23 protein-coding genes and 1 riboswitch are annotated in these 26,483 nt (G+C 54.0%); of the genes, 13 read left to right on the top strand and 10 right to left on the bottom strand.

What is annotated here, in order from left to right; genetic code table 11:
* Positions 1 to 42 precede the first annotated feature (42 nt).
* The gene (locus KO1_RS23015) at positions 43 to 1,599 is read left to right on the top strand and encodes a bifunctional metallophosphatase/5'-nucleotidase (RefSeq protein ID WP_024274866.1); all 1,557 of its coding nucleotides are present in this window, start codon (positions 43 to 45) and stop codon (positions 1,597 to 1,599) included.
* Between the two features lie 5 nt (positions 1,600 to 1,604).
* Here the strand turns inward: KO1_RS23015 and KO1_RS23010 are convergent, their stop codons facing one another.
* Complete coding sequence (locus tag KO1_RS23010; protein ID WP_004107552.1) at positions 1,605 to 2,006, bottom strand: carboxymuconolactone decarboxylase family protein; 402 nt, start codon at positions 2,004 to 2,006, stop codon at positions 1,605 to 1,607.
* 91 nt (positions 2,007 to 2,097) lie between these two features.
* Here KO1_RS23010 and KO1_RS23005 point away from each other — a divergent pair, with 91 nt between their 5' ends.
* The 3 genes from KO1_RS23005 (at position 2,098) to KO1_RS22995 (ending at position 5,098) form a co-directional block, all read left to right on the top strand.
* Positions 2,098 to 3,003, top strand: a complete 906-nt coding sequence (locus KO1_RS23005) for a LysR family transcriptional regulator (RefSeq protein ID WP_049593738.1) — start codon at positions 2,098 to 2,100, stop codon at positions 3,001 to 3,003.
* A 166-nt stretch (positions 3,004 to 3,169) separates the two neighbouring features.
* On the top strand, positions 3,170 to 4,057 hold the full coding sequence (metF, locus tag KO1_RS23000; RefSeq protein ID WP_004107554.1) for a methylenetetrahydrofolate reductase: 888 nt from the start codon (positions 3,170 to 3,172) through the stop codon (positions 4,055 to 4,057).
* 144 nt (positions 4,058 to 4,201) lie between these two features.
* Positions 4,202 to 5,098 (top strand): DMT family transporter, encoded by an 897-nt coding sequence (locus tag KO1_RS22995; RefSeq protein ID WP_160887294.1) that lies wholly within the window; start codon positions 4,202 to 4,204, stop codon positions 5,096 to 5,098.
* A gap of 49 nt (positions 5,099 to 5,147) precedes the next feature.
* On the opposite strand, the gene KO1_RS22990 is transcribed toward KO1_RS22995, so the two are convergent.
* The 5 genes from KO1_RS22990 to KO1_RS22970 all read right to left on the bottom strand — a co-directional run bounded on the left by KO1_RS22990 (position 5,148) and on the right by KO1_RS22970 (position 9,626).
* Complete coding sequence (locus KO1_RS22990) at positions 5,148 to 5,897, bottom strand: DeoR/GlpR family DNA-binding transcription regulator (protein WP_024274868.1); 750 nt, start codon at positions 5,895 to 5,897, stop codon at positions 5,148 to 5,150.
* 128 nt (positions 5,898 to 6,025) lie between these two features.
* Complete coding sequence (gldA, locus tag KO1_RS22985; RefSeq protein ID WP_004107557.1) at positions 6,026 to 7,129, bottom strand: bifunctional L-1,2-propanediol dehydrogenase/glycerol dehydrogenase; 1,104 nt, start codon at positions 7,127 to 7,129, stop codon at positions 6,026 to 6,028.
* Positions 7,130 to 7,185: 56 nt separating this feature from the next.
* Positions 7,186 to 7,848, bottom strand: coding sequence for a fructose-6-phosphate aldolase (fsa, locus tag KO1_RS22980; RefSeq protein ID WP_053064502.1), 663 nt, complete (start codon positions 7,846 to 7,848; stop codon positions 7,186 to 7,188).
* Positions 7,849 to 8,052: 204 nt separating this feature from the next.
* On the bottom strand, positions 8,053 to 8,916 hold the full coding sequence (locus KO1_RS22975; protein ID WP_004107559.1) for a helix-turn-helix transcriptional regulator: 864 nt from the start codon (positions 8,914 to 8,916) through the stop codon (positions 8,053 to 8,055).
* A gap of 302 nt (positions 8,917 to 9,218) precedes the next feature.
* Positions 9,219 to 9,626, bottom strand: a complete 408-nt coding sequence (locus KO1_RS22970; protein WP_004107560.1) for a DUF1090 domain-containing protein — start codon at positions 9,624 to 9,626, stop codon at positions 9,219 to 9,221.
* Positions 9,627 to 10,218: 592 nt separating this feature from the next.
* On the opposite strand from KO1_RS22970, the gene zinT reads away from it, so the two are divergent.
* Complete coding sequence (gene zinT / locus KO1_RS22965; protein WP_016809664.1) at positions 10,219 to 10,866, top strand: metal-binding protein ZinT; 648 nt, start codon at positions 10,219 to 10,221, stop codon at positions 10,864 to 10,866.
* Between the two features lie 98 nt (positions 10,867 to 10,964).
* On the opposite strand, the gene ppc is transcribed toward zinT, so the two are convergent.
* Both ppc and argE read right to left on the bottom strand, forming a co-directional pair.
* Complete coding sequence (ppc, locus tag KO1_RS22960; protein ID WP_004107564.1) at positions 10,965 to 13,616, bottom strand: phosphoenolpyruvate carboxylase; 2,652 nt, start codon at positions 13,614 to 13,616, stop codon at positions 10,965 to 10,967.
* 254 nt (positions 13,617 to 13,870) lie between these two features.
* Positions 13,871 to 15,022, bottom strand: coding sequence for an acetylornithine deacetylase (gene argE, locus KO1_RS22955; RefSeq protein ID WP_004116916.1), 1,152 nt, complete (start codon positions 15,020 to 15,022; stop codon positions 13,871 to 13,873).
* A gap of 184 nt (positions 15,023 to 15,206) precedes the next feature.
* Between argE and argC the strand changes: the two genes are divergently transcribed.
* The 4 genes from argC to oxyR all read left to right on the top strand — a co-directional run bounded on the left by argC (position 15,207) and on the right by oxyR (position 19,630).
* Positions 15,207 to 16,211 carry an N-acetyl-gamma-glutamyl-phosphate reductase gene (gene argC, locus KO1_RS22950; RefSeq protein ID WP_004116918.1) on the top strand — a complete coding sequence of 335 codons (1,005 nt, stop codon included), beginning with the start codon at positions 15,207 to 15,209 and terminating at the stop codon, positions 16,209 to 16,211.
* A gap of 6 nt (positions 16,212 to 16,217) precedes the next feature.
* Positions 16,218 to 16,994 carry an acetylglutamate kinase gene (gene argB / locus KO1_RS22945; RefSeq protein WP_094298910.1) on the top strand — a complete coding sequence of 259 codons (777 nt, stop codon included), beginning with the start codon at positions 16,218 to 16,220 and terminating at the stop codon, positions 16,992 to 16,994.
* Positions 16,995 to 17,071: 77 nt separating this feature from the next.
* Positions 17,072 to 18,445: an argininosuccinate lyase gene (gene argH, locus KO1_RS22940; protein ID WP_004116920.1), complete on the top strand. Its 1,374-nt coding sequence runs from the start codon at positions 17,072 to 17,074 to the stop codon at positions 18,443 to 18,445.
* A gap of 267 nt (positions 18,446 to 18,712) precedes the next feature.
* Entirely contained in the window at positions 18,713 to 19,630 is a 918-nt protein-coding gene (gene oxyR / locus KO1_RS22935) for a DNA-binding transcriptional regulator OxyR (protein WP_004107578.1), read from the top strand.
* On the opposite strand, the gene sthA is transcribed toward oxyR, so the two are convergent.
* Positions 19,613 to 21,013, bottom strand: coding sequence for a Si-specific NAD(P)(+) transhydrogenase (gene sthA / locus KO1_RS22930; RefSeq protein WP_004116922.1), 1,401 nt, complete (start codon positions 21,011 to 21,013; stop codon positions 19,613 to 19,615). The two genes, oxyR and sthA, sit on opposite strands and share 18 nt — an antisense overlap.
* Before the next feature lie 196 nt (positions 21,014 to 21,209).
* Between sthA and fabR the strand changes: the two genes are divergently transcribed.
* Both fabR and KO1_RS22920 read left to right on the top strand, forming a co-directional pair.
* The gene (gene fabR / locus KO1_RS22925; protein WP_004107582.1) at positions 21,210 to 21,845 is read left to right on the top strand and encodes an HTH-type transcriptional repressor FabR; all 636 of its coding nucleotides are present in this window, start codon (positions 21,210 to 21,212) and stop codon (positions 21,843 to 21,845) included.
* A gap of 15 nt (positions 21,846 to 21,860) precedes the next feature.
* On the top strand, positions 21,861 to 22,220 hold the full coding sequence (locus KO1_RS22920; RefSeq protein WP_004107583.1) for a YijD family membrane protein: 360 nt from the start codon (positions 21,861 to 21,863) through the stop codon (positions 22,218 to 22,220).
* A gap of 46 nt (positions 22,221 to 22,266) precedes the next feature.
* Here the strand turns inward: KO1_RS22920 and trmA are convergent, their stop codons facing one another.
* Positions 22,267 to 23,367, bottom strand: a complete 1,101-nt coding sequence (trmA, locus tag KO1_RS22915) for a tRNA (uridine(54)-C5)-methyltransferase TrmA (RefSeq protein ID WP_047720468.1) — start codon at positions 23,365 to 23,367, stop codon at positions 22,267 to 22,269.
* Positions 23,368 to 23,483: 116 nt separating this feature from the next.
* Positions 23,484 to 23,664: riboswitch (cobalamin riboswitch) on the top strand.
* Positions 23,665 to 23,731: 67 nt separating this feature from the next.
* On the opposite strand from trmA, the gene btuB reads away from it, so the two are divergent.
* Positions 23,732 to 25,600 carry a TonB-dependent vitamin B12 receptor BtuB gene (btuB, locus tag KO1_RS22910; RefSeq protein WP_024274870.1) on the top strand — a complete coding sequence of 623 codons (1,869 nt, stop codon included), beginning with the start codon at positions 23,732 to 23,734 and terminating at the stop codon, positions 25,598 to 25,600.
* Entirely contained in the window at positions 25,545 to 26,399 is an 855-nt protein-coding gene (gene murI, locus KO1_RS22905; protein ID WP_004116931.1) for a glutamate racemase, read from the top strand. Before btuB ends, murI begins: the two co-directional genes overlap by 56 nt.
* The last annotated feature ends 84 nt before the right edge of the window (positions 26,400 to 26,483 follow it).

Genomic DNA, 26,483 nt, shown 5'->3' with positions numbered 1-26,483 from the left:
AACGTAACTTAGCGCTTCTTGACCTCTCTGAAAGGAACTCCGATGAAATTAAAAACAATGAGCGCCGCCCTCCTGCTGACTTTGCCTTTCTGGGCCTGCGCCAAAGATGTCACCCTCATTTACACCAACGATCTCCATGCCCACGTCGAACCCTATAAAGTGCCGTGGATTGCCGACGGTAAACGAGACATCGGCGGCTGGGCGAATATCACCACGATGGTTAAGCAGGAAAAGGCGAAAAATAGCGCGACCTGGTTTTTTGATGCCGGCGACTATTTTACCGGACCCTATATCAGCAGCCTGACAAAGGGCAAAGCAATTATCGATATCATGAACACCATGCCCTACGATGCGGCGACGATAGGTAACCATGAGTTCGATCACGGCTGGGACAATACGCTGCTCCAGCTTAGCCAGGCGAAATTCCCGATTGTGCAGGGCAACATTTTTTATCAGAACAGCGATAAAGCGTTCTGGGATAAGCCCTATACCATTATCGAAAAAGAGGGCGTGAAAATCGGCGTGATCGGCCTGCACGGCGTTTTTGCCTTTGACGATACGGTATCCGCCGCAACGCGGGTGGGTATCGAAGCGCGCGACGAGGTGAAATGGTTACAGCACTATATCGATGAACTGAAAGGTAAAGTGGATCTGACCGTAGCTCTGATTCACGAAGGCGTCCCGGCACGCCAGTCGAGTCAGGGGGGGACCGATGTACGGCGTGCGCTGGATAAAGATATTCAGACCGCAAGCCAGGTCAACGGGCTGGACATTTTGATTACCGGCCATGCCCATGTCGGCACGCCGGAACCGATTAAAGTCGGTAATACGTTAATTCTTTCTACCGATAGCGGCGGCATCGACGTAGGGAAACTGGTGCTGGATTATCAGGAAAAACCGCATCAGTTCACCGTGAAGAACTTCGAGCTGAAGACTATCTATGCCGATGAGTGGAAACCTGACCCGCAGACGCAGCAGGTCATCGACGGCTGGAATAAAAAGCTGGATCGCGTGGTGCAGCAGGTTATTGCTCAAGCGCCGGTCGAGCTTACTCGCGCTTATGGCGTCTCTTCACCGCTGGGCAACCTTGCCGCGGATGCCTTGATGCAGGCGGCAGGTAAGGAGACGCAGCTGGCGTTAACTAACTCAGGCGGTATTCGTAATGAAATTCCCGCCGGGGCAGTGAGCATGGGAGCCGTTATCAGTACCTTCCCGTTCCCTAACGAGCTGGTCACCATGGATTTAACCGGGAAGCAGCTACGTAGCCTGATGGAGCATGGCGCGGGATTAAGCAACGGCGTGCTGCAGGTCTCCAGAGGCCTGGAAATGAACTACGACAGCAGTAAACCGGTGGGCCAGCGCGTCGTATCGTTTTTGCTCAATGGTCAGCCGATTGAAGATGCCACGGTTTATCATATTGCCACCAACAGCTTCCTTGCCGATGGCGGCGATGGTTTTGCCGCGTTTACCCAAGGGCAAGCGCGTAATACTTCCGGCGGCTACTACGTTTCAAATGCGGTAGTGGACTACTTCAAAGCCGGAAATAAGGTGACGGACGAGCAGCTTAACGACATGCGTGTCGTCGATGTGAAGAAATAGTCGTTTCAGGCCGGGCGGTTAGTCCGGCCTGCCGATCGCTGCGCTGCGAAAACTTCTTTAGCGGCAAACAGGCCATTCAGGGCCGCCGGGAATCCGGCATAGACCGCCATTTGCATGATAACTTCCGTCATCTCTTCTTGCGTCAGACCGACATTTAATCCGGCGGCGATATGCACTTTTAGCTGCGGCGCGGCGTTGCCGAGAGCCGTAAGCGCCGCGATGGTCGCGATTTCCCGGCTGCGTAAATCGAGCCCTGGCCTGGCATAAATATCGCCGAAGGGAAACTCAATCAGATAGCGGGCGAAATCGGGGGCAATATCCTTCAGGCTATTGACGACGGCATCACCGCCTTTGCCATCCACGCGCTGTAGCATTTCTTGTCCGATAGTAAAACGTTCGCTGGTCATCGCTTTTTCCTCAGTGTGATTGTGCATAGCGATGAAGGTTAGGGAAGTTTACCGGGCTTGAGTAATACCCTTTTCGTGATACCTTTTCAGTATGACAAATTCACGTTTACAGAATCTGGATATTCGCCTGCTGCGCTACTTCGCCGTTGTTGCGGAGGAAAACAACATCAGCCGGGCGGCGCAGCGGCTATTTATTTCGCAGCCGCCGCTGAGCCGTCATATCCGCCATCTCGAGGCGCAGCTGGGGCTGACGTTATTTTTGCGCCATACCAAAGGCCTGATTCTTACCGAAGAGGGAAGGCGAGTGCTGGACATGGTCCGGCCGCTGCTGGCGCTTCAGGAACGCACTCTGGCAGCGCTGAGCCAGCTCTCGGCACACTCGCAGCAGCCTCTTCGTCTGGGCCTGACGACCGCTTTTGAACAAGGAGTTTTCGCCGCCGCAGAAGCTGCTTTGGGCGAACATAACCGCGCTTTGCATATTACCCGTCAGCCCTCGCCGGCGCTGGCTCAGCGGGTGCGCAAGGGTACACTCGATGCGGCGCTGATCGCCCTGCCGCTGAATACCGATGGCCTTCACCTGCGCGCTTTATCGTATTATGAACCGCTCATCGCGGCCCTACCGGCAGCCTGGCCAGAGGTCGGTCAGGCGGATCTGGCGTTAAGCGCGCTCAATCACCGGCCGCTGTTTTGGTTTAAACGCGAGCGTAATCCCGATTTTTTTGACTATACGCGACGCATTTTTGACCGGACTGGCTATACGCCCGCCTACGTGGAGGAGCCCGCCGAGCACGATGTTCTGCTGGCGCGGATTGCGCGTGGGGAAGGGATGATTTTACTGCCGGCATCCTTTTCTGCTATTCAGCGTCAGGGTGTGGTTTTCTGTCCTCTTCAGGATGCCAGTCAGCAGCTTCCGCTCAGGCTGGGCGTGGTCACGATGCCGGCAAATAAGATGTTGTTGGAAGAGTTGACCGCAGTACTTGAAAAATCATTGCCTTAGTAAAGAGGAGATGAATTAATTTCATCCAGGCTGAATATTCCTCACTGTTTACGCTGATTTTTCTATTGACGCCAGTGCCCTTTTCCGTCATTTTTACATCTGGACGTCTAAACGTATAGAAGTTCGCGATACAACAAACAATAAAATGCGATTGATGAGGTAAGGTATGAGCTTTTTTCACGCCAATCAGCGGGAAGCCCTGAATCAGAGCCTGGCGGAAGTACAGGGCCAGATTAACGTCTCCTTTGAATTCTTTCCGCCGCGCACCAGTGAAATGGAGCAAACCCTCTGGAAATCCATCGATCGCCTCAGCAGCCTGAAGCCGAAGTTTGTCTCCGTAACCTACGGCGCCAACTCCGGTGAACGTGACCGTACCCATAGCATTATCAAAGGTATTAAGGAGCGTACCGGGCTTGAGGCCGCGCCGCATCTGACCTGTATTGACGCCAGCCGTGATGAGCTGCGTACCATTGCCAAAGATTACTGGGATAGCGGGATCCGCCATATTGTTGCGCTGCGCGGCGACCTGCCGCCGGGCAGCGGAAAGCCGGATATGTATGCCGCTGACCTGGTGACTCTGCTGAAAGAGGTCGGGGATTTTGATATTTCCGTCGCGGCTTATCCGGAGGTTCATCCCGAAGCTAAAAGCGCGCAGGCAGACTTGCTCAACCTGAAGCGTAAAGTCGAAGCCGGAGCAAACCGCGCGATTACCCAGTTCTTCTTCGATGTGGAAAGCTACCTGCGTTTCCGCGACCGCTGCGTCTCCGCGGGTATCGATGTCGAAATCATTCCGGGTATTCTGCCGGTCTCTAACTTTAAGCAGGCGAAAAAATTTGCCGACATGACCAACGTGCGTATCCCGACGTGGATGGCGAAAATGTTTGAAGGTCTGGACAATGACCCCGAAACCCGCCAACTGGTAGGGGCGAATATCGCAATGGATATGGTGAAGATTTTAAGTCGTGAAGGGGTGAAAGATTTCCACTTCTATACCCTGAACCGCGCGGAAATGAGCTACGCGATTTGCCACACGCTGGGCGTGCGTCCGGCGTAAACAAGATTCAGTTTCCTCCCCTTATCTTCCTTCTTTTCTCTGCGGTGTCGAAAACGCATTCGACGCCGCTGCTTTTGGTTTATCGTCCCGCCAGCAAAGCGAGTATAGTGCCCGCAAAATATTCATGATGGTTGGATGATGATTATGGCAGGGAAAAATAGCCCGTTGGCCTTCGGCGGCCTGATTGTGCTGACGCTTATCTGGAGCTACAGCTGGATTGCGATGAAGCAGGTGACGCTCTATATCGGCGCGTTCGATTTTACCGCGCTGCGCTGTATTTTGGGGGCGGCTTTGCTGTTTATCGTTTTGCTGCTGCGCGGTCGCGGAATGCGGCCCACGCCATTTGGCTACACACTGGCGATTGCCCTGCTGCAGACCTGCGGGATGGTTGGGCTTGCCCAGTGGGCGCTGGTCAGCGGCGGGGCCGGGAAGGTTGCGGTTCTAAGCTATACCATGCCGTTTTGGGTGGTCATGATGGCGGCGCTATTTTTAGGAGAACGCATGCGGCGGCTGCAGTATGCCGCGATAGGCGTGGCGGCGCTGGGTTTATTGCTGGTGCTGCAGCCGTGGCAGCTCGATTTTTCGTCGATGAAAAGCGCCCTGCTGGCAATCCTCTCTGGCATAAGCTGGGGGGCCAGCGCGATTGTGGTTAAGCGGATGTATGCCCGCTATCCGCGCGTGGATTTACTGGCCTTGACCAGCTGGCAAATGCTGTATGGCGCGCTGGTGATGAGCGCCGTCGCCTGGCTGGTGCCGCAGCGCAGCATTGACTGGCAGCCTGGGGTTTTTTGGGCGTTGGGGTATAGCGCGATTCTGGCCACGGCGCTGGCCTGGTGCCTCTGGTTATTTGTGTTACGTAATTTGCCCGCCAGCGTCGCGGGGCTGAGCACCCTGGCGGTCCCGGTCTGCGGAGTCCTGTTTTCATGGTGGCTCTTAGGGGAAAACCCGGGTCCGGTTGAAGGCGCCGGTATTGTGCTGATTGTCCTGGCGCTGACCCTAATCAGCCTCAGGAAGCGTGACGCTCGGGGGCAGGACGCATAAGTATTATCAACGCAAAACGCTCAATTAACCCTATGCGGACGCCGGGCCATCAGAAGCGATTTTCAGCCAGCAGTAGCTGTACGTTTTGCCTGTCCATCAGAGAGAGAATATCGGCGGAAAGACCGGACTGGCAAACGGCGAAGTCAAGGTCTGCCAGACGGCCGTAACCCGCAAGAAACGTTTGGCCAAATTTCGTTTTGTCCGCCAGCAGGATTTTCTGTCTTCCGGCCCGCATCAGCGTTTGCTTGACGTGCGCGCCGGCCATGGTTGCTACCGTCAGCTCGCCCTCGTCGTTGATTCCCTGAGTGCCAAGGAAGACCTTGTCGGCATGGATGTTATGAAAGAAGTCGGCGGTACTGAAAGAAATCATTCCCTGAGCCTCCTCGTCATATTCGCCAGGCGCCACGATCAATTTAATATTTTTTCGTCCTTTCAGCAGATTAACGACCGGGAAGGAATTGGTTATCACCATGATTCTTTTATCTAAAATAAACTGAGCGAGCGCCAGCGGAGTAGCGCCGCAGTCGATAATAAGGGTATCGCCATCTTCAATCAGTTCGGCGGCTTTCTGGCCTATGAGATGCTTATCATCATCCATTTGAATCGAGTTCAGCAGAAAGCTGTGACCGGCGCTGGCGCCGCTGGTCAAATAGGCTCCGCCGTAGGTCGTTTTAACAATACCTTGTTTTTCAAAGAAGGAGAGGTCGCGACGGATGGTCATTTTAGTGACAGCGAACTTTGCGGCGAGCTCATTGACGACGACTTTTTTGTCCTGCTGCAGAATAGCGTAAATGCTCATTCTTCGATCTGATGACTGCATATCTACGACTCACCCAAAGGAAAATCGCACTATAAAATACATCGTTTTGGCGGGCAATGGCGGGTGAAAAGAAGATACCCGCCTGCTGGCGGGTATGTCGGGAGGGGTTATTCCCACTCTTGCAGGAAGCGTTGACCGTACTGGTCGGCAACCAGAAGCGCGGCATAAACCTGATCCGGCGTTGCGCCGCCGGGCATATTATGGATGGTTTCGCCTTCTGCGCAGGCGGCTTCCGCTACGGTACGCATTTTGCCTGGGATATCGGCTTTAATATCCAGCTGCGCCAGGGTGATAGGCAGTCCGACGCTATGGCACAGCGCCGCTACGGTTTCGATCTCTTCTACCGGCGCGTTTTCCAGTACCAGCTGCGTGAGCGTACCGAAAGCTACTTTTTCACCATGATAGTAGTGGTGAGCATCCGGGATCGCGGTCAGGCCGTTGTGGATAGCGTGCGCAGCCGCCAGGCCGCCGCTTTCAAAGCCGACGCCGCTCAGGTAGGTGTTGGCTTCAATCACCCGCTCCAGCGCTGGCGTCACAACGTGCTGCTCTGCCGCAAGCATCGCTTTTTCACCTTCTTCAATCAGCGTGTTGTAGCACAGTTCAGCCAGCGCCAGCGCTGCCTGAGTACATTTGCCGCCCGCCATGGTGGTGGCGCCGCTGCGGGAGCAGGCACGCGCTTCAAACCAGGTCGCCAGCGCGTCGCCGATACCGGCCGCCAGCAGGCGCGCCGGGGCTCCGGCAACGATTTGCGTATCGACAATGACCATATTCGGGTTGCGCGGCAGCATCAGGTAGCTATCAAACTCGCCGTCATCGGTATAGATGACAGAGAGCGCGCTGCAGGGGGCATCGGTGGAGGCAATCGTCGGGGCAATCACCACCGGCAGATTCATAAAGTGTGCTAATGCTTTTGCGGTATCCAGCGTCTTGCCGCCGCCGATACCCAGCACGGCTGTGCAGCGGGCGGAACCGGCAATATCACGCAAGCGGTTGATTTCATTGTGTGAGCATTCGCCGCCAAACGGCGCGATTTCGCCAACCAGATCGGCATCTGCCAGGCTTTTACGCAGTTTTTCTTCGGCAAAACCGAGTACAAATTTATCGCCAACGATGAGCCAGCGCTCAGCCAGCGGTTTGAGGTATCCGCCAAGGCGAGAAATTGCGTCCGCGCCCTGAATGTACTTACCGGGTGATTGAATAATGCGATCCATTTCTATTCCTCCTGGATGACCGGGATGCCGCCTCCTGGGGCGGTCCGCCGATCGGGTTACAGGTTCAGAGTTCCAAAAGCGTTATTCCAGTCCTGCTCAAACTTCTCAATGGCTGACTCTACCGCAGGGGTGCCGAGCATTTGTTGCGCTACATCTAACGGCAGGGTAATAGCTTCGCAACCGGCTAACAGGCAATCCAGCGCCTGGCGCGGCGTCTTAAAGCTGGCGGCCAGCACTTTGCTTTCCGGCGCATGCAGCTCCAGCAGAGATTGCAGCTCCTGGACCATGCGGATGCCGTCGCCGCCCTGGGCGTCGACGCGGTTTACGTAAGGTGCAACGTATTTTGCTCCGGCCAGCGCAGCCAGCAGGCCCTGAGATGCGCTATAGACCGCCGTACCAAGCGTGGGGATACCTTCTTTTTTCAACAGTTTGATCGCAGCGAGGCCTTCGGCAGTCACCGGAATTTTTACCACGATACCGGGAACGGCGTTGCTCAGGTGCTTGGCTTCTTCCACCATGCCCTGCGCGTCGCGGCTCATGGTCTGGGCGAACAAAATACCTTCCGGGCCGACGGCTTTTTGCAGGCGCGGCAGAACATCCCAAACCGGCGTTTTGCCTGCGGCGATAATGCTCGGGTTAGTGGTCACGCCTGCCAGCGGGTAAATACGGGCCAGGCGTTCAACTTCTGCTACGTTTGCGGTGTCCAGATAGAGTTCCATATTGCTTTCCTCAGTGCTTAATTCGTGGTGTCGTTGAGGTAAGAATACGGCTTTCACTCGAAGGGTCGCCAGATGACAAATTTGCCAAAAACTGGATAAATGTACGCATTACGACTAAGGGTGATTTAGATCACATTTATCTCGAGAGCAGGATCAACAGTGGGATAAAACTACGTACAAAAGTCAGGTTTAACACACAAAAATCTAGTTTTCCGGCGAAGCGGTTTTTTCCGTCAACTGGCTATGATACTGACGGCGATACTCTGACGGCGAGCGTTCGGTGTTTTTGCGGAACAGGCGGCAGAAGTAGTTGCTGTCGGCAAAACCGCAGGCATGAGCGATATCTTTCACTTTCATATCGTGGCCTTTTAACAGCATTCTGGCCTGTTCCAGGCGAATATGATTCAGGTATTCGTTAAATCCCATTGGCCCGCATTTCTGGAACAGATGGGAAAGATAGTTAGGCGAGAGATAAAACGCTTGCGCCACCGACTCCCGGGTTAACGGGTCGGCAAAGTGGGCATCAATATGCTTACGAATCGCTTCAAACAGCGCCTGGCTGCGCGATGACGTTTGCACCTGACTGCCCAGCAGATCGGCGCAGTGGCTGAGCAGGCTGGTGACGATACAGCGGGCCGTGTGCTGTTCCTGCGGCTGCATCTGCATTTCATTTAGCGCCTGCAGAAGAAAAGAGCCGACCCGGGGGCCGCGGCGCGGAACCTGCTGTTTATCCAGCACGCTAAGCGCGCCGCCGTCCCAGCGGCGCAGGGCGAATTCCAGCTGTTGTTTACCAAACAGGATGGTTAACAGCGTGGAGGGCACCAGCCATTGAGGAGCGTTCCATCCACCAGCCGGAATATAGAGCACATCGTGCGGCATGAGCCGGGCGCAATCGGCTTTAATCGCCGGATCCTGAAGCTGACCCTCAAGCATGATTTCGAGGCGCGGAAAATCGACGCATAGCGCTTTTTCAGAAGCCGGTCTGGACTCTGTGGAAAAATGGACTTTGCCGATTACCGCCTGACCTTTAATAAAAGAATCAATAACCTGATTGATGCCGTTATCCATTATCGCTCCGCAAAACATGCTTTATCTGCATCATACCGAACATCGTGGAAAAGGCAGAATACCAGAGGGCGGCATAAGATACTCCATCGAAGCAGGATTATTCTTCGGCTCTGTCTGTTTTTATATTTTTGCAATCATGTGCTTACAAGTTATTTCTGCGTACGGCGGATTGCTTCTGGCGGCATCACATATCAGGATTTTTCATTACTTAACATGGGAGTGAGCGAGGGGAATATCTTGTCGACAATCAGCTTACGGAAAGAGAGCTGGCTTAACCAGGAGGTTAGTCCAGTCTCTTTTCTTTATTGCCTGGTCAGTGACTGATTGAGGCCAGATTGTACTTCCATAAGCTCATTTTTGGCTTCTTGTAGCTTCTTCTCTTTTTTTCTGATTTTTTCTGGATCGCCTGAAGCCTGGGCGTGGCGTAGTTCTTCCATGCGCTCGCGGACCTTACTCTCCTTGTCTGCAACCTTCTCTTGCCACTCAGAAGTAAGTTTACCGTCTGTGCAGTAGCGTTGTACTTTTGTCAGCGCGCTTTCCAGCCCCCTGATTCTATGTATATTTCCGTAAGCTTTGGCATACTCCAGCTGTTTTTGAATTTGATATTCTTTTTGCGCACAACCAGACCATTTATCGGATGCAGTGGCTGCGGCAGAAACAAAAGGGCTAAGTAATATAAAACAGGTAAGTGATTTAATTATAAACTTCATGATAAGTCCTTTATCAATTTAAACAGTAAGGGCGAGAGTTTTGTAGTTATTTAATATTGAATGTTATTTGAGAAAAGAGACCCGGTCAATAACCATTGACCAGGATTTCTCTTATAATTATATGATGTAAGGTTAATTGTTAAATTTATGATTTATAATCAAAAATATAAAATACAACAATCCCGTTGAGTTGCGTGTGAGTACCTCGCTGGTAAAATATAAAGTAAAAGGTGCGCGGACATTCAGATGATGGTTTTAATAAACCACTCACTTTATTTTTTTAGAAATATTGATATCTATGAGGTTTATTTGTTTGTCGATGTTTTGCCCTTTTGCAAGAAAATGCACAACCACTATTGATGGATAAATTAGGCCATAGGTTTTTTCATGATATCTGCTGTTTTTTTATCTGGCCACTGAAAACCCATCTGCTAAAACAGATCTCAGGGATTATTTTCTGACCAAAGCGGCTGCTTTTCGGCGCAATGGGTATCCCGAAAAGGGGAAGTCAGGGTATGAAAGTGTGTTGCATAATATTAATGTTATGTTATACCGTAACATATTATTGCTAACCTAAACTCAGGAGAGAGTGATGACCCGAAAGATTTCCGCGCTTATGCTTGGTATGAGCCTGGTCCTGGCGAGCAGCCAGGCTGTTGCCCACGGCCACCATAGTCATGGCCCGGCGCTGACCGAAGCAGAGCAAAAGGCGAGTGAAGGCATTTTTGCCGACCAGGATGTAAAGGACAGGGCGCTGAGCGACTGGGACGGTATCTGGCAGTCGGTAAATCCCTATCTGCTGAACGGCGATTTAGATGCCGTGCTGGAGCAGAAGGCCAAAAAAGCCGGTAAAAGCGTGGCGGAATATCGGGAATACTATAAGAAGGGCTATGCCACCGATGTGGACCAGATTGGTATCGAAGATAACGTCATGGAGTTTCACATTGGAAAAACCGTGAATACCTGTAAGTACGCCTATTCCGGTTACAAAATCCTGACCTACGCATCCGGTAAAAAAGGCGTGCGCTACCTCTTTGAATGCCAGCAGGCGGATTCAAAAGCGCCAAAGTTCGTCCAGTTTAGCGATCACACCATTGCGCCGCGCAAATCCCAACATTTCCATATCTTTATGGGCAATGAGTCGCAGGAAGCGCTGCTGAAAGAGATGGATAACTGGCCGACCTACTACCCTTACGCGCTGCATAAAGAGCAGATTGTCGACGAAATGCTGCATCACTAATAAAAATCCCCGGTAAACGCGATGCTTACCGGGGCCGAGGTTTTTAACCCGGCTCGCGCTACGCACGCTTAGCCGGGCTACAGGTTTCTCAAGGCGAATTAGCCGGTGTTACGCATACCAGCCGCAACGCCTGCGATGGTGACCATCAGCGCTTGTTCAACGCGCGGATCCGGTTTTTCACCTTTCTCTTCCGCCAGGCGTGAACGATGCAGCAGTTCGGCCTGGAGTACGTTCAGCGGGTCGGTATAGATATTACGCAGCTGGATGGACTCCGCGATCCACGGCAGGTCGGCCATCAGGTGGGAATCGTTGGCGATGGCCAGCACCACGTTGATGTCAGCAGACAGCAGTTCGCGCAGCTCTTCTCCCAGCTTCCACAGTTCGGGCTTCACCAGACGCTGATCGTAATATTCCGCCAGCCACAGATCGGCTTTTGAATAGACCATCTCCAGCATGCCGAGACGAGTAGAGAAGAACGGCCAGTCGCGGCACATGCTCTCCAGCTCGCTCTGCTTGCCGCCTTCGACGACTTTTTGCAGCGCAGCGCCGGCACCCAGCCAGGCTGGCAGCATCAGGCGGTTTTGCGTCCATGCGAAGATCCACGGAATGGCGCGCAGCGACTCGACGCCGCCGGTCGGGCGACGTTTGGCCGGGCGCGAGCCCAGCGGCAGTTTGCCCAGCTCCTGCTCCGGCGTCGCGGAACGGAAGTAAGGAACGAAATCTTTATTTTCACGCACGTAGCCGCGATACATCTCGCAGGAGACGTCGGACAGCTCGGCCATGATGTCGCGCCATTGCGCTTTTGGCTCCGGCGGCGGCAGCAGGTTGGCTTCCAGAATCGCGCTGGTGTAGAGCGACAGGCTGCTGATGGTGACTTCCGGCAGACCGTATTTAAAGCGGATCATCTCGCCCTGTTCGGTGACGCGCAGGCCGCCTTTCAGACTTCCCGGAGGCTGAGAGAGCAGGGCCGCGTGCGCCGGCGCGCCGCCGCGACCGATAGAACCACCGCGGCCGTGGAACAGCGTCAGCTCAATGCCGGCCTTTTCACAGGTTTTAATTAACGCGTCCTGCGCCTGGTACTGCGCCCAGGAGGCGGCCATTACGCCCGCATCTTTCGCCGAGTCGGAATAGCCGATCATGACCATCTGCTTGCCCTGGATAAAGCCGCGATACCAGTCGATATTCAGCAGTTGGGTCATAACGTCGTCGGCGTTATTCAGGTCGTCCAGGGTTTCGAACAGCGGAGCGACCGGCAGCGCAAAGCCGATACCGGCTTCTTTCAGCAGCAGATGTACTGCCAGGACGTCTGACGGCGTTTTGGCCATCGAAATCACATAGGCTGCAATAGAGCCTCGCGGCGCTTCGGAGATGACTTTGCAGGTCTCAAGCACTTCGCGGGTTTCTTCGCTCGGCTCCCACTGACGCGGCAGCAGAGGACGTTTGGAATTCAGTTCGCGGATCAGGAAGGCCTGTTTGTCAGCTTCTGACCAGCTTTCATAGTCGCCGATACCGAGGTAGCGGGTCATCTCGCCCAGCGCTTCGGTGTGACGGGTGCTTTCCTGACGGATATCGATACGCACCAGCGGTACGCCAAAGGCTTTTACGCGGCGCAGGGTATCGAGCAGCTCACCGTTGGCGATAATCCCCATACCGCAGGCCTGGAGCGACTGGTAACAGGCGTAGAGCGGTTCCCATAGCTGCTCGTTTTGCGTGATAAGGCCCGCCGGTTTCGGCAGCTTCTGCCCCTTCAGGCGCGCTTCCAGCCAGGCCTGCGTCTCCATCAGCTGCGTGCGCAGTTTTTTCATCAGGTAACGATAGGGTTCCTGCGCGCCTTCCGCGCCTGCCAGTTCACGAAGCTCGTCGGTACACTCGACCATTGACAGCTCGGAAATCAGCAGCTGCACGTCTTTCAGGAACAGATCGGTGGCTTTCCAGCGGCTGAGCAGCAGGACGTGGCGGGTAATGTCGGCGGTTACGTTCGGGTTGCCGTCGCGGTCACCGCCCATCCACGAGGTAAAGCGGACCGGGACAAAATCCACCGGCAGCCGATAGTTGAGGTTATCTTCCAGCTGCTCATTCAGCTCACGCAGGTAGTTTGGTACACCTTCCCACAGGCTATTTTCGACAACCGCGAAGCCCCATTTGGCTTCATCCACCGGGGTAGGGCGATGCTTACGGATTTCATCGGTATGCCAGGACTGGGCAATCAGCTGGCGAAGACGGCGCATGACCTGGTGGCGCTCATAGTCAGCAATATCGTTATTATCGAGCAGCTTCAGGCAGTTGTTGATCTCGCCCATCTTGTGGATCAGCGTACGACGCGTGATTTCTGTCGGGTGTGCGGTCAGCACCAGTTCCAGCGACAGGGATTCAACGGCTTGTTTAATAATCGTTTCGTTGAGATTCGGTTGCTCTTTGAGCTTTCTCAGGGTGCGGGCAATCACTTCAGGATTACTGGCCGCTTCGCCTTTTGGCGAAATGCTGTGGTATTGCTCAGCGGTATTGGCCAGGTTCAGAAACTGGCTAAAGGCGCGCGCCACCGGCAGCAGCTCGTCGTTGGACAAGTTTTGCAGCGTGGTGAGCAGCTCCTGGCGGTTGGCTTCATTGCCAGCGCGAGAAGATTTGGACAACTTACGGATAGTTTCGACACGATCAAGAATGTTTTCTCCTAGCGCATCCTTGATGGTGTCGCCCAGCACCTTACCGAGCATACTGACATTACTACGCAAAGCGGAATATTGTTCGTTCATGTTACCCCAGACACCCCATCTCATTTTATTTTGTTATATCCGGCGCTCGAAAATTTGAGCAGTGGATAAGCAACCGTCTTTTATAAAGCCACGTAAAACCCCCCGCGTCAATTGTTGCGAAATCGCTTCAGCAAACGAATAAATAGCGGCAATTTGCGAAATTTAACTCAGAGGTCGCTTGATAAGTGTTGCTTATGAAAACGTGATAATTGTCACCCTCTCGTGCGGAAAAAAATCACCAGAGGGCGCGCGTTTTAATGCCAGCAGAAATGGTGGACCACCTGGGTAATGAGCTCGCGGGTTGGCTTAATAAAGCGCGTTTCCAGATACTCATCCGGCTGGTGGGCCTGGTTAATCGAGCCCGGGCCTAATACCAGCGTCGGACAGAGGGTCTGAATAAACGGCGCTTCGGTGCAGTAGTTGACCACGTCGGTCTGCGCGCCGAGCAGTTTTTCGACTACCTCAACCAGCTTATGGTCCGGTGGGCATTCGTAGCCAGGGATCGGCGGATGCAGTTCAGCAACGGTCAGGCGACCAGGCCAACGCTCACTCACCGGTGCCAGCGCCTCGTTCAGCAGCCCGTTAAGATCGTTGAGGGTCATTCCGGGCAGCGGGCGAATATCCATATGCAGTTCGCAACAGGCGCAAATGCGGTTGGAGGCATCGCCGCCGTGAATGGCCCCAAGGTTAAGTGTGGGATACGGGACGGTAAATGCGGCGTAGTGATAACGCTCTTTCAGGTCATCGCGCAGCTGCATGATGCGGCCGATGGCATCGTGCATTAGCTCAATGGCGTTGACGCCGCGTGCCGGGTCGCTGGAGTGGCCAGACTGCCCCTGAACGCGAACGGCAGTAGAGATATGGCCTTTGTGCGCGCGTACCGGCTGCAGCGAAGTCGGTTCGCCGATAATGGCGCAGTCCGGCCGCAGTTGGGTCGTTTCGGCGAAATAGCGCGCGCCGGCCATGCTGGTCTCTTCATCGGCCGTTGCCAGAATATAGAGCGGCTTTTTCAGTTTAGCCACATCGACGTCGCGCAGGGCATCGAGAATAAAGGCGAAGAAGCCTTTCATATCCGCAGTGCCCAGGCCGTATAGCTTATTGTCGTGCTCGGTCAGGGTAAAAGGATCGCGAGTCCAGCGGCCATCATCAAACGGGACGGTATCGGTGTGCCCGGCAAGCAGCAGGCCGCCTGCGCCGTGGCCGGTACTCGCCAGCAGGTTGAATTTATTACGCGTATCCGGCACCGGCTGAACTTCAACATTAAAGCCGATATCACGGAACCAGCCCGCCAGTAAATTGATTAAAGACTCATTGCTTTGATCCAGCGCCTCTTCGGTTGCGCTGATGGAAGGTGTGGCGATCAGCGCGCGGTAAATCTCGATAAAGGGCGGTAAATTGTTTTTCATTGTTGACACACCTCGGGTCGTGATAGTATCAATATTCATGCATTATTTGTGAATAAAAATACATTATCGTTGAGCGTAAGGAAACCCATCGAACGTAAGGATGATGCGCTTACGGCTCAACAGGGTGGGGAAGGCAACGGTCTTCCAGGGCAAATATACGTAAGCAAGAAGGTGAAGAGCCCCAATGTTGAACACGCTGATTGTGGGCGCCAGCGGTTATGCCGGCGCAGAGCTAGTGGCCTATGTAAATCGCCATCCTCATATGACCATAACCGCTTTGACGGTCTCCGCGCAAAGCAATGATGCGGGAAAATTAGTTTCCGATTTGCATCCGCAACTGAAAGGGATTGTCGATCTGCCGCTGCAGCCGATGTCTGATATCAGCGAGTTTAGCGCCGGAGTCGATGTCGTTTTTCTGGCTACCGCCCATGAAGTGAGCCACGATCTGGCGCCGCAGTTTCTCGCGGCGGGCTGCGTGGTGTTCGATCTCTCCGGGGCGTTCCGCGTGAATGACGGCGCCTTCTATGAAAAATATTATGGTTTCACTCATCAGCACCCTGAACTGCTTGAACAGGCGGTTTACGGCCTGGCCGAGTGGAGCGTCGAAAAGCTAAAAGAAGCAAATCTGATTGCCGTACCCGGCTGCTACCCGACGGCGGCTCAGCTATCGTTAAAACCGCTGATCGATGCGGGACTGCTGGATCTTAACCAGTGGCCGGTGATCAACGCGACCAGCGGGGTCAGCGGCGCCGGGCGTAAAGCCTCTCTCGGTAACAGCTTCTGCGAAGTCAGCCTGCAACCCTACGGCGTTTTCAATCACCGCCATCACCCGGAAATCTCCACCCACCTGGGCGCGGACGTTATTTTTACCCCGCATCTGGGCAATTTTAAGCGTGGGATTCTGGAAACCATTACCTGCCGTCTGAAGCCCGGCGTCAGTAAAGAACAGGTCGCGGCGGTGTTCCAGCAGGCCTATGCGGATAAACCGTTGGTACGTTTATACGATCGCGGGGTCCCTGCATTGAAAAATGTCGTGGGTCTGCCATTCTGTGATATCGGTTTTGCAGTCCAGGATGAACATATCATCGTGGTGGCGGCGGAAGATAACCTGCTGAAAGGTGCGGCCGCGCAGGCCGTACAGTGCGCTAACATTCGTTTCGGCTTCGCTGAGACGCAGTCTCTTATTTAAGGTGTGATGATGAATCCTTTAATTATCAAACTCGGCGGCGTCCTGCTGGACAGCGAAGAAGCGCTGGAGCGCCTGTTTACTGCCCTGGTGAACTACCGTGAATCACATCAGCGCCCGCTAATTATTGTGCACGGCGGCGGCTGCGTGGTGGATGAACTGATGAAGCAGCTTAATCTGCCGGTGAACAAGAAAAATGGTCTGCGGGTCACCCCGGCGGATCAGATCGACATTATTACCGGCGCGCTGGCGGGAACCGCCAATAAAACGCTGCTGGCGTGGGCGAAGAAACACGGCCTGGCTTCCGTTGGGCTATTCCTCGGCGATGGCGATAGCGTCAAAGTGACGCAGCTTGATGAAGAGCTTGGCCATGTCGGATTTGCTCAGCCGGGTTCTCCGGCGCTGATTAACACGCTGCTGGCGGGCGGTTATCTGCCGGTTGTCAGCTCCATCGGCGTTACCGATGACGGTAAGTTAATGAACGTCAACGCCGACCAGGCGGCGACCGCGCTGGCGGCAACGCTTGGCGCAGACCTGATTCTGCTGTCAGACGTGAGCGGCATTCTCGATGGCAAAGGTCAGCGTATTGCTGAAATGACCGCCGGGAAAGCTGAACAACTGATCGAGCAGGGCATTATCACCGACGGAATGATCGTCAAAGTGAATGCGGCTCTGGACGCGGCGCGGACATTAGGCCGCCCGGTCGATATCGCCTCCTGGCGGCACGCAGAGCAGCTCCCTGCACTGTTTAACGGTACGCCGATCGGCACGCGTATTCTGGCATAATCAATTTATCATTTTGTCGGCCCGGTAAGCGCAGCGCCGCCGGGCAATAAAATTCAAAGATATTAAGGAAGCATGTTATGGCACTTTGGGGTGGGCGTTTTACTCAGGCAGCGGATCAGCGGTTCAAACAGTTCAACGACTCTTTGCGCTTTGACTATCGCCTGGCGGAGCAGGATATCGTTGGCTCTGTTGCCTGGTCCAAAGCGCTGGTGACGGTGGGCGTACTGACCGCTGATGAACAGCAGAAGCTGGAAGAGGCGCTGAACATTCTGCTGGAAGAAGTACGGGCTAATCCGCAGCAGATCCTCGAAAGCGATGCGGAAGATATTCATAGCTGGGTAGAAGGTAAACTGATCGACAAGGTTGGCCAACTGGGCAAAAAGCTGCACACCGGGCGCAGCCGTAATGACCAGGTCGCAACGGACCTGAAGCTGTGGTGCAAAGATACCGTGGTGGAGCTGCTGTCGGCGAATCGTCAGCTGCAAAGCGCGCTGGTTGAGACGGCGGAGGCTAATCAGGACGCGGTCATGCCGGGCTATACTCACCTGCAGCGCGCGCAGCCGGTGACGTTCGCTCACTGGTGTCTGGCCTATGTCGAAATGCTGGCGCGTGATGAAAGTCGCCTGCAGGATGCGCTGAAGCGTCTGGACGTCAGCCCGCTGGGCTGCGGCGCGCTGGCGGGGACCGCCTATGAAATCGATCGCGAACAGCTTGCCGGCTGGCTGGGTTTCGCAACGGCGACCCGCAATAGCCTGGACAGCGTGTCCGATCGCGATCACGTCCTGGAACTGCTGTCTGATGCCTCAATCGGCATGGTCCACCTGTCGCGTTTTGCCGAAGATCTGATCTTCTTTAATACCGGCGAAGCGGGCTTTGTGGAGCTTTCTGACCGCGTGACGTCGGGTTCATCCCTGATGCCGCAGAAGAAAAACCCGGATGCGCTGGAGCTGATCCGCGGTAAATGCGGCCGCGTGCAGGGTGCCCTGACCGGCATGATGATGACCCTTAAAGGGCTGCCGCTGGCCTACAACAAAGATATGCAGGAAGATAAAGAAGGCCTGTTTGACGCGCTTGATACCTGGCTCGACTGCCTGCATATGGCGGCGCTGGTGCTTGACGGTATTCAGGTGAAACGCCCGCGCTGTGAAGAAGCCGCGCAGCAGGGATACGCGAATGCTACCGAGCTGGCGGACTATCTGGTAGCTAAAGGCGTACCGTTCCGTGAGGCGCACCATATTGTGGGTGAAGCGGTAGTAGAAGCCATTGCCCAGGGCAAACCGCTGGAAGATCTCCCTCTGGCCGATTTACAAAAATTTAGCGGCGTTATTGCTGATGACGTCTATCCGATTCTTTCGCTGCAGTCGTGTCTGGATAAGCGAGCGGCTAAAGGCGGCGTTTCTCCGCAGCAGGTTGCTCAGGCGATTGCCGACGCTAAATCGCGCCTGGTTTGAGCTATCTGTTCACTGCCTGAAAGGTATTAAATAAAGGAAGCTCGGGTAACTCCGGGCTTTTTTATGCAAAAAAAAAGCGGACACAAGGTCCGCAAAAGTTCACGTTGGCTTTAGTTATCCGGGTAGAGAACTGATGAGGAAGCTCAATGATTTTCTGAAGTTTTCCTCATTTATGGGTTTATTATTGAACAGAAACCTTGATAGGGATAATCGTTCGTTGCTATTCTATCTATCGCCATGGACTATCGTGGCGATGGAGGATGAATAATGAATATTCGCGATCTTGAATATCTGGTAGCGCTAGCTGAACACCGCCACTTCCGCCGTGCGGCGGATTCTTGCCACGTCAGTCAACCTACGCTTAGCGGGCAGATCCGTAAGCTGGAGGATGAACTCGGCGTGATGTTGCTGGAGCGCACCAGCCGTAAGGTTCTGTTCACCCAGGCAGGGCTGCTGCTGGTGGATCAAGCGCGTACCGTGCTACGCGAAGTCAAAGTGCTTAAGGAAATGGCGAGCCAGCAGGGAGAGACCATGTCCGGGCCATTGCATATCGGACTGATCCCGACCATTGGCCCTTATCTGCTGCCGCTGATTATCCCCATGCTGCACCAGACCTTTCCGAAGCTGGAAATGTATCTGCATGAAGCGCAAACCCATCAGCTGCTGGCCCAGCTTGATAGCGGTAAGCTCGACTGCGCAATTCTGGCGCTGGTCAAAGAGAGCGAAGCTTTTATTGAAGTGCCGCTGTTTGATGAGCCAATGATGCTGGCTATCTATGAAGATCATCCGTGGGCAAACCGCGAGTGCGTGCCGATGTCGGATCTGGCCGGTGAAAAACTGCTGATGCTGGAAGATGGCCACTGCCTGCGCGATCAGGCGATGGGCTTTTGCTTTGAAGCCGGCGCCGATGAAGACACCCACTTCCGCGCGACCAGTCTCGAAACGCTGCGTAACATGGTGGCTGCCGGTAGCGGCATCACCCTGTTGCCCGCCTTAGCCGTGCCGCAGGAGAGAAAGCGCGATGGCGTGGTCTATGTGCCTTGCATTAAGCCGGAACCGAGACGTACCGTTGGGCTGGTTTATCGCCCGGGTTCTCCGCTGCGTAGCCGTTATGAACATCTGGCGGAGGCCATCCGCAGTAAAATGGATGGCCATTTCGACGCGGCGTTAAAACAGGCGGTTTAAGCCATTCAACGCAGCTACCCGATAGGCTTCCGCCATTGTCGGATAGTTAAAGGTGGTGTTAACGAAGTACTCAATGGTGTTACCGCCGCCTTTCTGCTCCATTATCGCCTGGCCGATGTGAATAATTTCGGCCGCGCGCTCGCCGAAACAATGAATGCCGAGGATCTCTTTCGTTTCGCGATGAAACAGGATCTTCAACGTACCGACGCTCATACCGACAATCTGTGCTCGCGCCAGGTGCTTGAACTGCGCGCGCCCGACCTCATAAGGCACCTTCATTGCCGTCAGCTGCTGCTCGGTTTTGCCGACCGAGCTGATTTCCGGAATGGTGTAAATCCCGGTAGGGATATCCTCAATCAGATGCGCAGATGCTTCGCCTTTCACCAGCGCCTGGGCCGCAATGCGCCCCTGATCGTACGCGGCGGAGGCCAGGCTCGGATAGCCAATCACATCGCCGACAGCATAGATGTGCGGCAGGGCGGTCTGGTACATGCTGTTGACCTTTAGCTGACCGCGGCTATCGGTCTGCAGACCGATATTTTCCAGCGCCAGAGAGTCGGTATTCCCGGTACGGCCGTTGGCGTAGAGCAGGCAGTCCGCCTTGAGCTTTTTGCCGGATTTCAGATGCATGATGACGCCGTCATCAACGCCTTCAATCTTTTCGTACTCTTCGTTGTGACGAATCACCACGCCGCTGTTCCAGAAGTGATAGGAGAGCGAATCAGACATCTCCTGATCGAGAAACGCCAGCAGACGATCGCGGGTGTTGATCAGATCCACTTTGACCTCCATCCCGCGGAAGATCGACGCATATTCGCAGCCGATCACCCCGGCGCCATAAATGATCACATGGCGCGGTTCGTGATGCAGGCTGAGGATCGAGTCGCTGTCATAAATGCGCGGATGATGAAAGTCGACGTCTGCCGGGTGATAGGGGCGTGAACCGCAGGCAATGACGAACTTTTCCGCCGTCACCGTCTCCACGGTACCGTCGTGGCATTCCAGCGCGATAGTGTGTTCATCAACAAAATGGGCGTTGCCCTGCAGGATTTCACAGTGGTTGCGCTCATAGAAACCCTGACGCATATGGGTTTGCTGGTTAATGACGCTGTCGGCATGGTTCAGGATGTCGGCGAAGGAAGAACGAAGAAGACGGGAATGGTCGCTGTAGAGGGGGTTTTGGTTAAACTCGATAATACGGCTGACGGCATGGCGGAGGGCTTTTGACGGGATGGTACCCCAGTGGGTACAACCGCCGCCGACGTTATGGTAGCGCTCGATGACGGCAACGCGTGCTCCCTGTTTCACCAGCCCCATGGCGGCACCTTCTCCGCCCGGACCGGAACCAATCACAATTGCATCATAATCCCAAGAGTGTGACATGGCATTACTCACCTGTTTTATACATAAAATAAACACAATGATAACATTCGGCGCGCTTTAACCCAATTATCGTTGTGCTTTTTTGCGGCATAAAAGCAGAAACAGCTCGTAAACAATCATTCACAATCCAGTGTAAACCGATTGGTTCTAATCTCTGGTATAGTGCCGGAAGGGCTTATGGAAGGATTCAGACAACGTGATGGGCGTAAGAGCGCAACAAAAAGAAAAAACCCGGCGTTCGCTGGTGGAAGCAGCATTTAGCCAGCTAAGTGCTGAACGAAGTTTTGCCAGCTTGAGCCTGCGCGAAGTGGCGCGGGAAGCCGGGATCGCCCCAACGTCCTTCTATCGCCATTTCCGCGATGTCGATGAGCTGGGTTTGACCATGGTGGATGAAAGCGGGCTGATGCTGCGTCAGCTGATGCGTCAGGCGCGGCAGCGTATCGCCAAAGGGGGCAGCGTCATTCGTACCTCTGTTTCCACCTTTATGGAATTCATCGGTAACAACCCGAATGCCTTCCGTCTGCTGCTGCGTGAACGCTCCGGTACATCCGCGGCGTTTCGTGCCGCCGTGGCGCGTGAAATTCAGCATTTCATCGCGGAACTTGCCGACTATTTAGAAATCGAAAACCATATGCCGCGCGCCTTTACCGAAGCGCAGGCTGAAGCTATGGTCACCATCGTATTTAGCGCCGGCGCCGAGGCCCTGGATGTAGGTCCGGAGCAGCGTCGGCAGCTGGAAGAGCGCCTGGTGCTGCAGCTCAGAATGATCTCGAAAGGCGCGTATTATTGGTATCGCCGTGAACAAGAAAAAATTTCAAATCATTCCGAATAACGTGAAGGACGAGCAATGAAACACTCAGTACAAGATAGAGGTACGCTGCTGCTGGCGCTGATCGCAGGTTTATCCATTAATGGAACCTTCGCTGCGCTATTCAGTTCAATTGTCCCTTTTTCCATTTTCCCTGTTTTGTCGCTGGTGCTGACGGTTTACTGTCTGCATCAGCGCTATCAAAATCGTAGTATGCCCGTGGGTCTGCCGGGGCTTGCCGCCGCCTGTTTTATTCTCGGCGTGCTGGTTTATAGCACCGTTGTGCGCGCGGAATATCCGGACATCGGCTCTAACTTCTTCCCGGCGGTTCTGTCGGTGATTATGGTGTTCTGGATTGGCTACAAAGTGCGCAACCGCAAGAGCGCGATCGCTGAATAATCTATCGCCCGGCAACAGCGCTGTTGCCGGGTTTCCTGCCGCAGCTTTACTTCTTCGTTAACAGTACGCCGCATTCCATATGGTGGGTATACGGGAACTGGTCGAACAGCGCCAGGCGCGTGACCTCGTGGGTATCACTGAGCGTTTCCAGGTTCTGGCATAGGGTCTCCGGATTGCAGGAGATATACAGAATACGCGGATACGCCTGCACCATTTTCTCCGTTTCGCTATCCAGCCCGCTGCGCGGCGGATCGACGAAAATCGTCTCGCACTGATAGCTCTTCAGATCGATGCCCTGCAGGCGATTAAACTCCCGCACGCCGTTCATCGCTTGAGTAAACTCTTCCGCCGACATGCGGATAATCTGCACATTATCAATGTGGTTCGCGGCAATGTTGTATTGCGCTGCTGCGACGGATGGTTTAGCAATCTCTGTTGCCAGCACGCGATCGAAATTACGCGCCAGCGCCAGCGAAAAGTTGCCGTTGCCGCAATACAGCTCAAGCAGGTCGCCGGTTGCGCCTTTCGTGGTATCAATAGCCCACTCCAGCATCTGGATGTTCATCGCTGCGTTCGGCTGGGTGAAGCTATTCTCTACCTGGCGATAGACCATTTCACGCCCGCCAACCGGTAAGCGTTCATCAATATAATCCTGATCCAGCTCGATTTTCGTCTTCGTTGCGCGGCCAATCAGATGCACATTCAGGTTTTGCCCCCGCAGCGCATCGCGCAAACGCTCCGCCTGCTGGCGCCACTCGTCGTCGAGCTTTTTATGATACAGCAGCGATATCACCGCTTGGTTGCTTAGGGTGGTCAGATAATCCACCTGAAACAGTTTATGGCGCAGTACCGGGTTATCGCGTACGCCGGCAATCACGGCAGTCATCAATTGATTAATGAGTTCACTGGCGGCCGGGAAGGTATCGACGCGAATACGGGATTTGGTCTGCTGATCAAACATAATGTGGTACAGGTCATCGCCATCGTGCCACAGGCGGAACTCTGCGCGCATGCGATAGTGGCTGACCGGCGAACGAAACACTTCCGGAACCGGGGCGCTGAAAGGCGCCATCATTTTCTGCAAACGGACGACTTTCTCTGCCAGCTGCGCTTCATATTGTTCGGTAGGAAGGTGTTCGGGGGTCATGATGTATCCTGAATAAAATAAGTACGCGGGGATTGTAGGGAAAGCGCTGGGGATGTCCAGCCCTGATGATATCAGGAAATATCACCGTAGAAGTCTGGACATCTATATGTTTCTAATTATAGCATCGTGTTACCGGTCCTATGAGTTAATAGGGAATCCAGTGCAAATCTGGAGCTGACGCGCAGCGGTAAGGAAAAGTGGGATGAGCGCATAGTGCAGACACTGCGGTTATTTAGCGGGAAGTCCTCATCCATTAAACACCCCAAGCCCGAAGACCTGCCGGAATACGTCGCATTTGGTTTCTATCATCGCGTGCTATTGATAGAGCCGGCGGCATCCTTTGCATATTACGGATGCTTTTAAAATGATTAAAAAAGCTTCGCTGATGACGGCGCTCTCCGTCACGGCTTTTTCCGGCTGGGCGCAGGACAGCAATTCAGATACGTTAGTGGTGACAGCAAATCGTTTTCAACAACCGGTCAACACGGTCCTTGCGCCGACCGATGTTGTGACGCGGGAAGAGATCGATCGCTGGCAGGCGAAAGATTTGAACGATGTAATGCGCCGATTGCCTGGCGTGGACGTCGCGCAAAATGGGGGGATGGGGCAATCTTCCTCGCTCTTCATCCGTGGTACTGAAGCCAAACAGGTTCTGGTTCTGGTTGATGGCGTTCCCATGGCCCGACCGGGTATCACCAATAATCCTGACCTGAACCAGATTCCGCTATCGCTGGTGCAGAGAGTTGAATATATCCGCGGCCCGCGTTCGGCGATTTATGGTTCCGGCGCAATGGGCGGCGTGATTAACGTCATTACGCATTCCGATAAAGAACAATCCAAAATTACCGCTGGGGTGGGTTCTAAAGGGTACCAACAATATGACGGTACTCTGCGCCATCGCTTTGGCGATACGGTCGCGACAGTTGCGGGCTCTTATGAGGGCAATAAAGGCTTTAACGTTCAGCCTGATTCAACCTGGGATCACGACGGCGATCGCGATGGTTTCCGTAATAAAACGTTTTGGGGCAGTCTTGAGCATAAATTTAACGAGAATTTTGACGGTTTCTTCCGCGGACACAGCTACACCAACAACTCTGATTACGATCTTGGAAGCCCGCCGTATAGTCCGGCCAACAGCGCAGATGAAAACCAGCTCTATAACCAAAGCTGGGATGCCGGGCTGAACTTCAATTCCGGTATTTACTCCTCTCAGCTTATCGCCAGCTATCAGAAGGTAAAGGACTATAACTACAGCAGTATTTATGGTCGTTATAATGATGGGACGACGCTCGACAGGATGACGCAGCGTAATCTTCAATGGGGCAATAACGTTATTGTCGGTCACGGCTCGGTCAGCGCAGGGGTCGATTGGCAGCAGCAGCGTTTAACGTCGTCAGATACGGCGCTGTCGGATACCTACAAGCGTGATAACACGGGGCTGTATCTGACGGGCCAGCAGCAAGTGGGTGATGTCACCCTCGAAGCTTCCGGACGTGAAGATCACGATGAGCAGTTTGGCTGGCACGGTACCTGGCAGACTACCGCAGGATGGGAGTTTGTTGAAAATTATCGCCTGACTATCGGTTACGGTACCGGCTTCCTTGCGCCTTCTTTAGGACAACAGTTTGGCTCAACCCGATTTGGTATCAACGCGAATCCTAATCTGAAACCTGAAGAGTCGAAACAGTGGGAGGCGGGGCTGGAGGGGCTTACCGGCCCTGTTGACTGGCGCTTATCCGCGTACCATTACAAGATTAGTAATCTGATTACCTATTACTCCGATCCTGTTACCTATGAGGGGGAGTACGACAATATCAATGCCGCCACGATTAAAGGCGTGGAATGGACGGGAAGTATTGATACCGGTATTTTTAGCCATCGCGTAACGTTGCAGTATGTTGATCCGCGTAACGATGATAACGGTGAAGTGCTGGCCCGGCGTTCTAAACGACAGGCAAAGTATCAGCTGGACTGGTCCGTGTTTAATGTCGATATGGATGTGTCGTGGCAGTATTATGGGAAGCGTTACGACAACAACACCTCCCAATACAACAATACGCAAAGAATTTTGCCGAGCTACAGCACGGTAGACGTTTCTGCAGCGTATCCGATCACCGATCGACTGACAGTTCGTGGTAAAATAGCTAACCTGTTCGATAAAGATTACGAGACAGCTTATGGCTACCAAACTGCAGGACGAGAATACTACTTGTCTGGCAGCTACACCTTCTGATCCACGTCCCACCGTGCTGGTGTTTGATTCCGGCGTCGGTGGGCTGTCGGTTTACAATGAGATTCGGCAGCTTTTGCCGAATCTGCATTATATCTACGCTTTCGACAACGTTGCTTTCCCCTACGGCGAGAAAAGCGAAGAGTTTATTGTTGAACGCGTTCTGGAGATTGTCACCGCGGTTCAGCAGCGTTACCCCCTGGCGCTGGCCGTCATTGCCTGTAATACCGCAAGTACCGTTTCCCTCCCCGCCTTGCGCGACAAATTTGCGTTTCCGGTTGTCGGCGTGGTTCCTGCGATAAAACCCGCGGCACGATTAACGGCGAATGGCGTTGTTGGTCTGCTGGCGACGCGCGGGACGGTAAAACGTCCTTATACGCGCGAACTGATTGCTCGTTTTGCGAATGAATGCAAAATCGAAATGCTGGGATCGGCAGAGCTGGTTGAGCTGGCAGAAGCCAAGCTGCACGGCGAGCCGGTTCCGCTGGATGAGCTGCGACGTATTCTGCGTCCCTGGCTGCGAATGCAGGAGCCGCCTGATACGGTTGTGTTGGGCTGTACGCATTTCCCTCTATTACAAGAGGAGCTGCAGCAGGTTCTGCCGGAAGGGACAAGAATGATCGACTCCGGGGCGGCGATTGCGCGTCGAACCGCCTGGCTATTAGAGCATGAAGCGCCTGATGCAAAATCGGGTGATGCCAATATTGCGTACTGTATGGCGTTAACGGCTGAAACTGAACAGCTTTTGAGCGTTTTGCAGCGTTACGGCTTCGAATCGCTGGAAAAATTACCGCTTTCATAGCCTTTTGCACAAAAAAGAGACGGTTGAAAGATTTTTTGCAAACAGGGCTTGTCAACGTCTCAGAACTCCCTATAATGCGCCTCC

The organism is Klebsiella oxytoca NBRC 105695 (genome assembly GCF_001598695.1).
Classification (GTDB): Bacteria; Pseudomonadota; Gammaproteobacteria; order Enterobacterales; family Enterobacteriaceae; genus Klebsiella; species Klebsiella oxytoca.
Note: the sequence above shows the minus strand (reverse complement) of the source record. Positions and strands in the feature narration are given on the sequence as shown.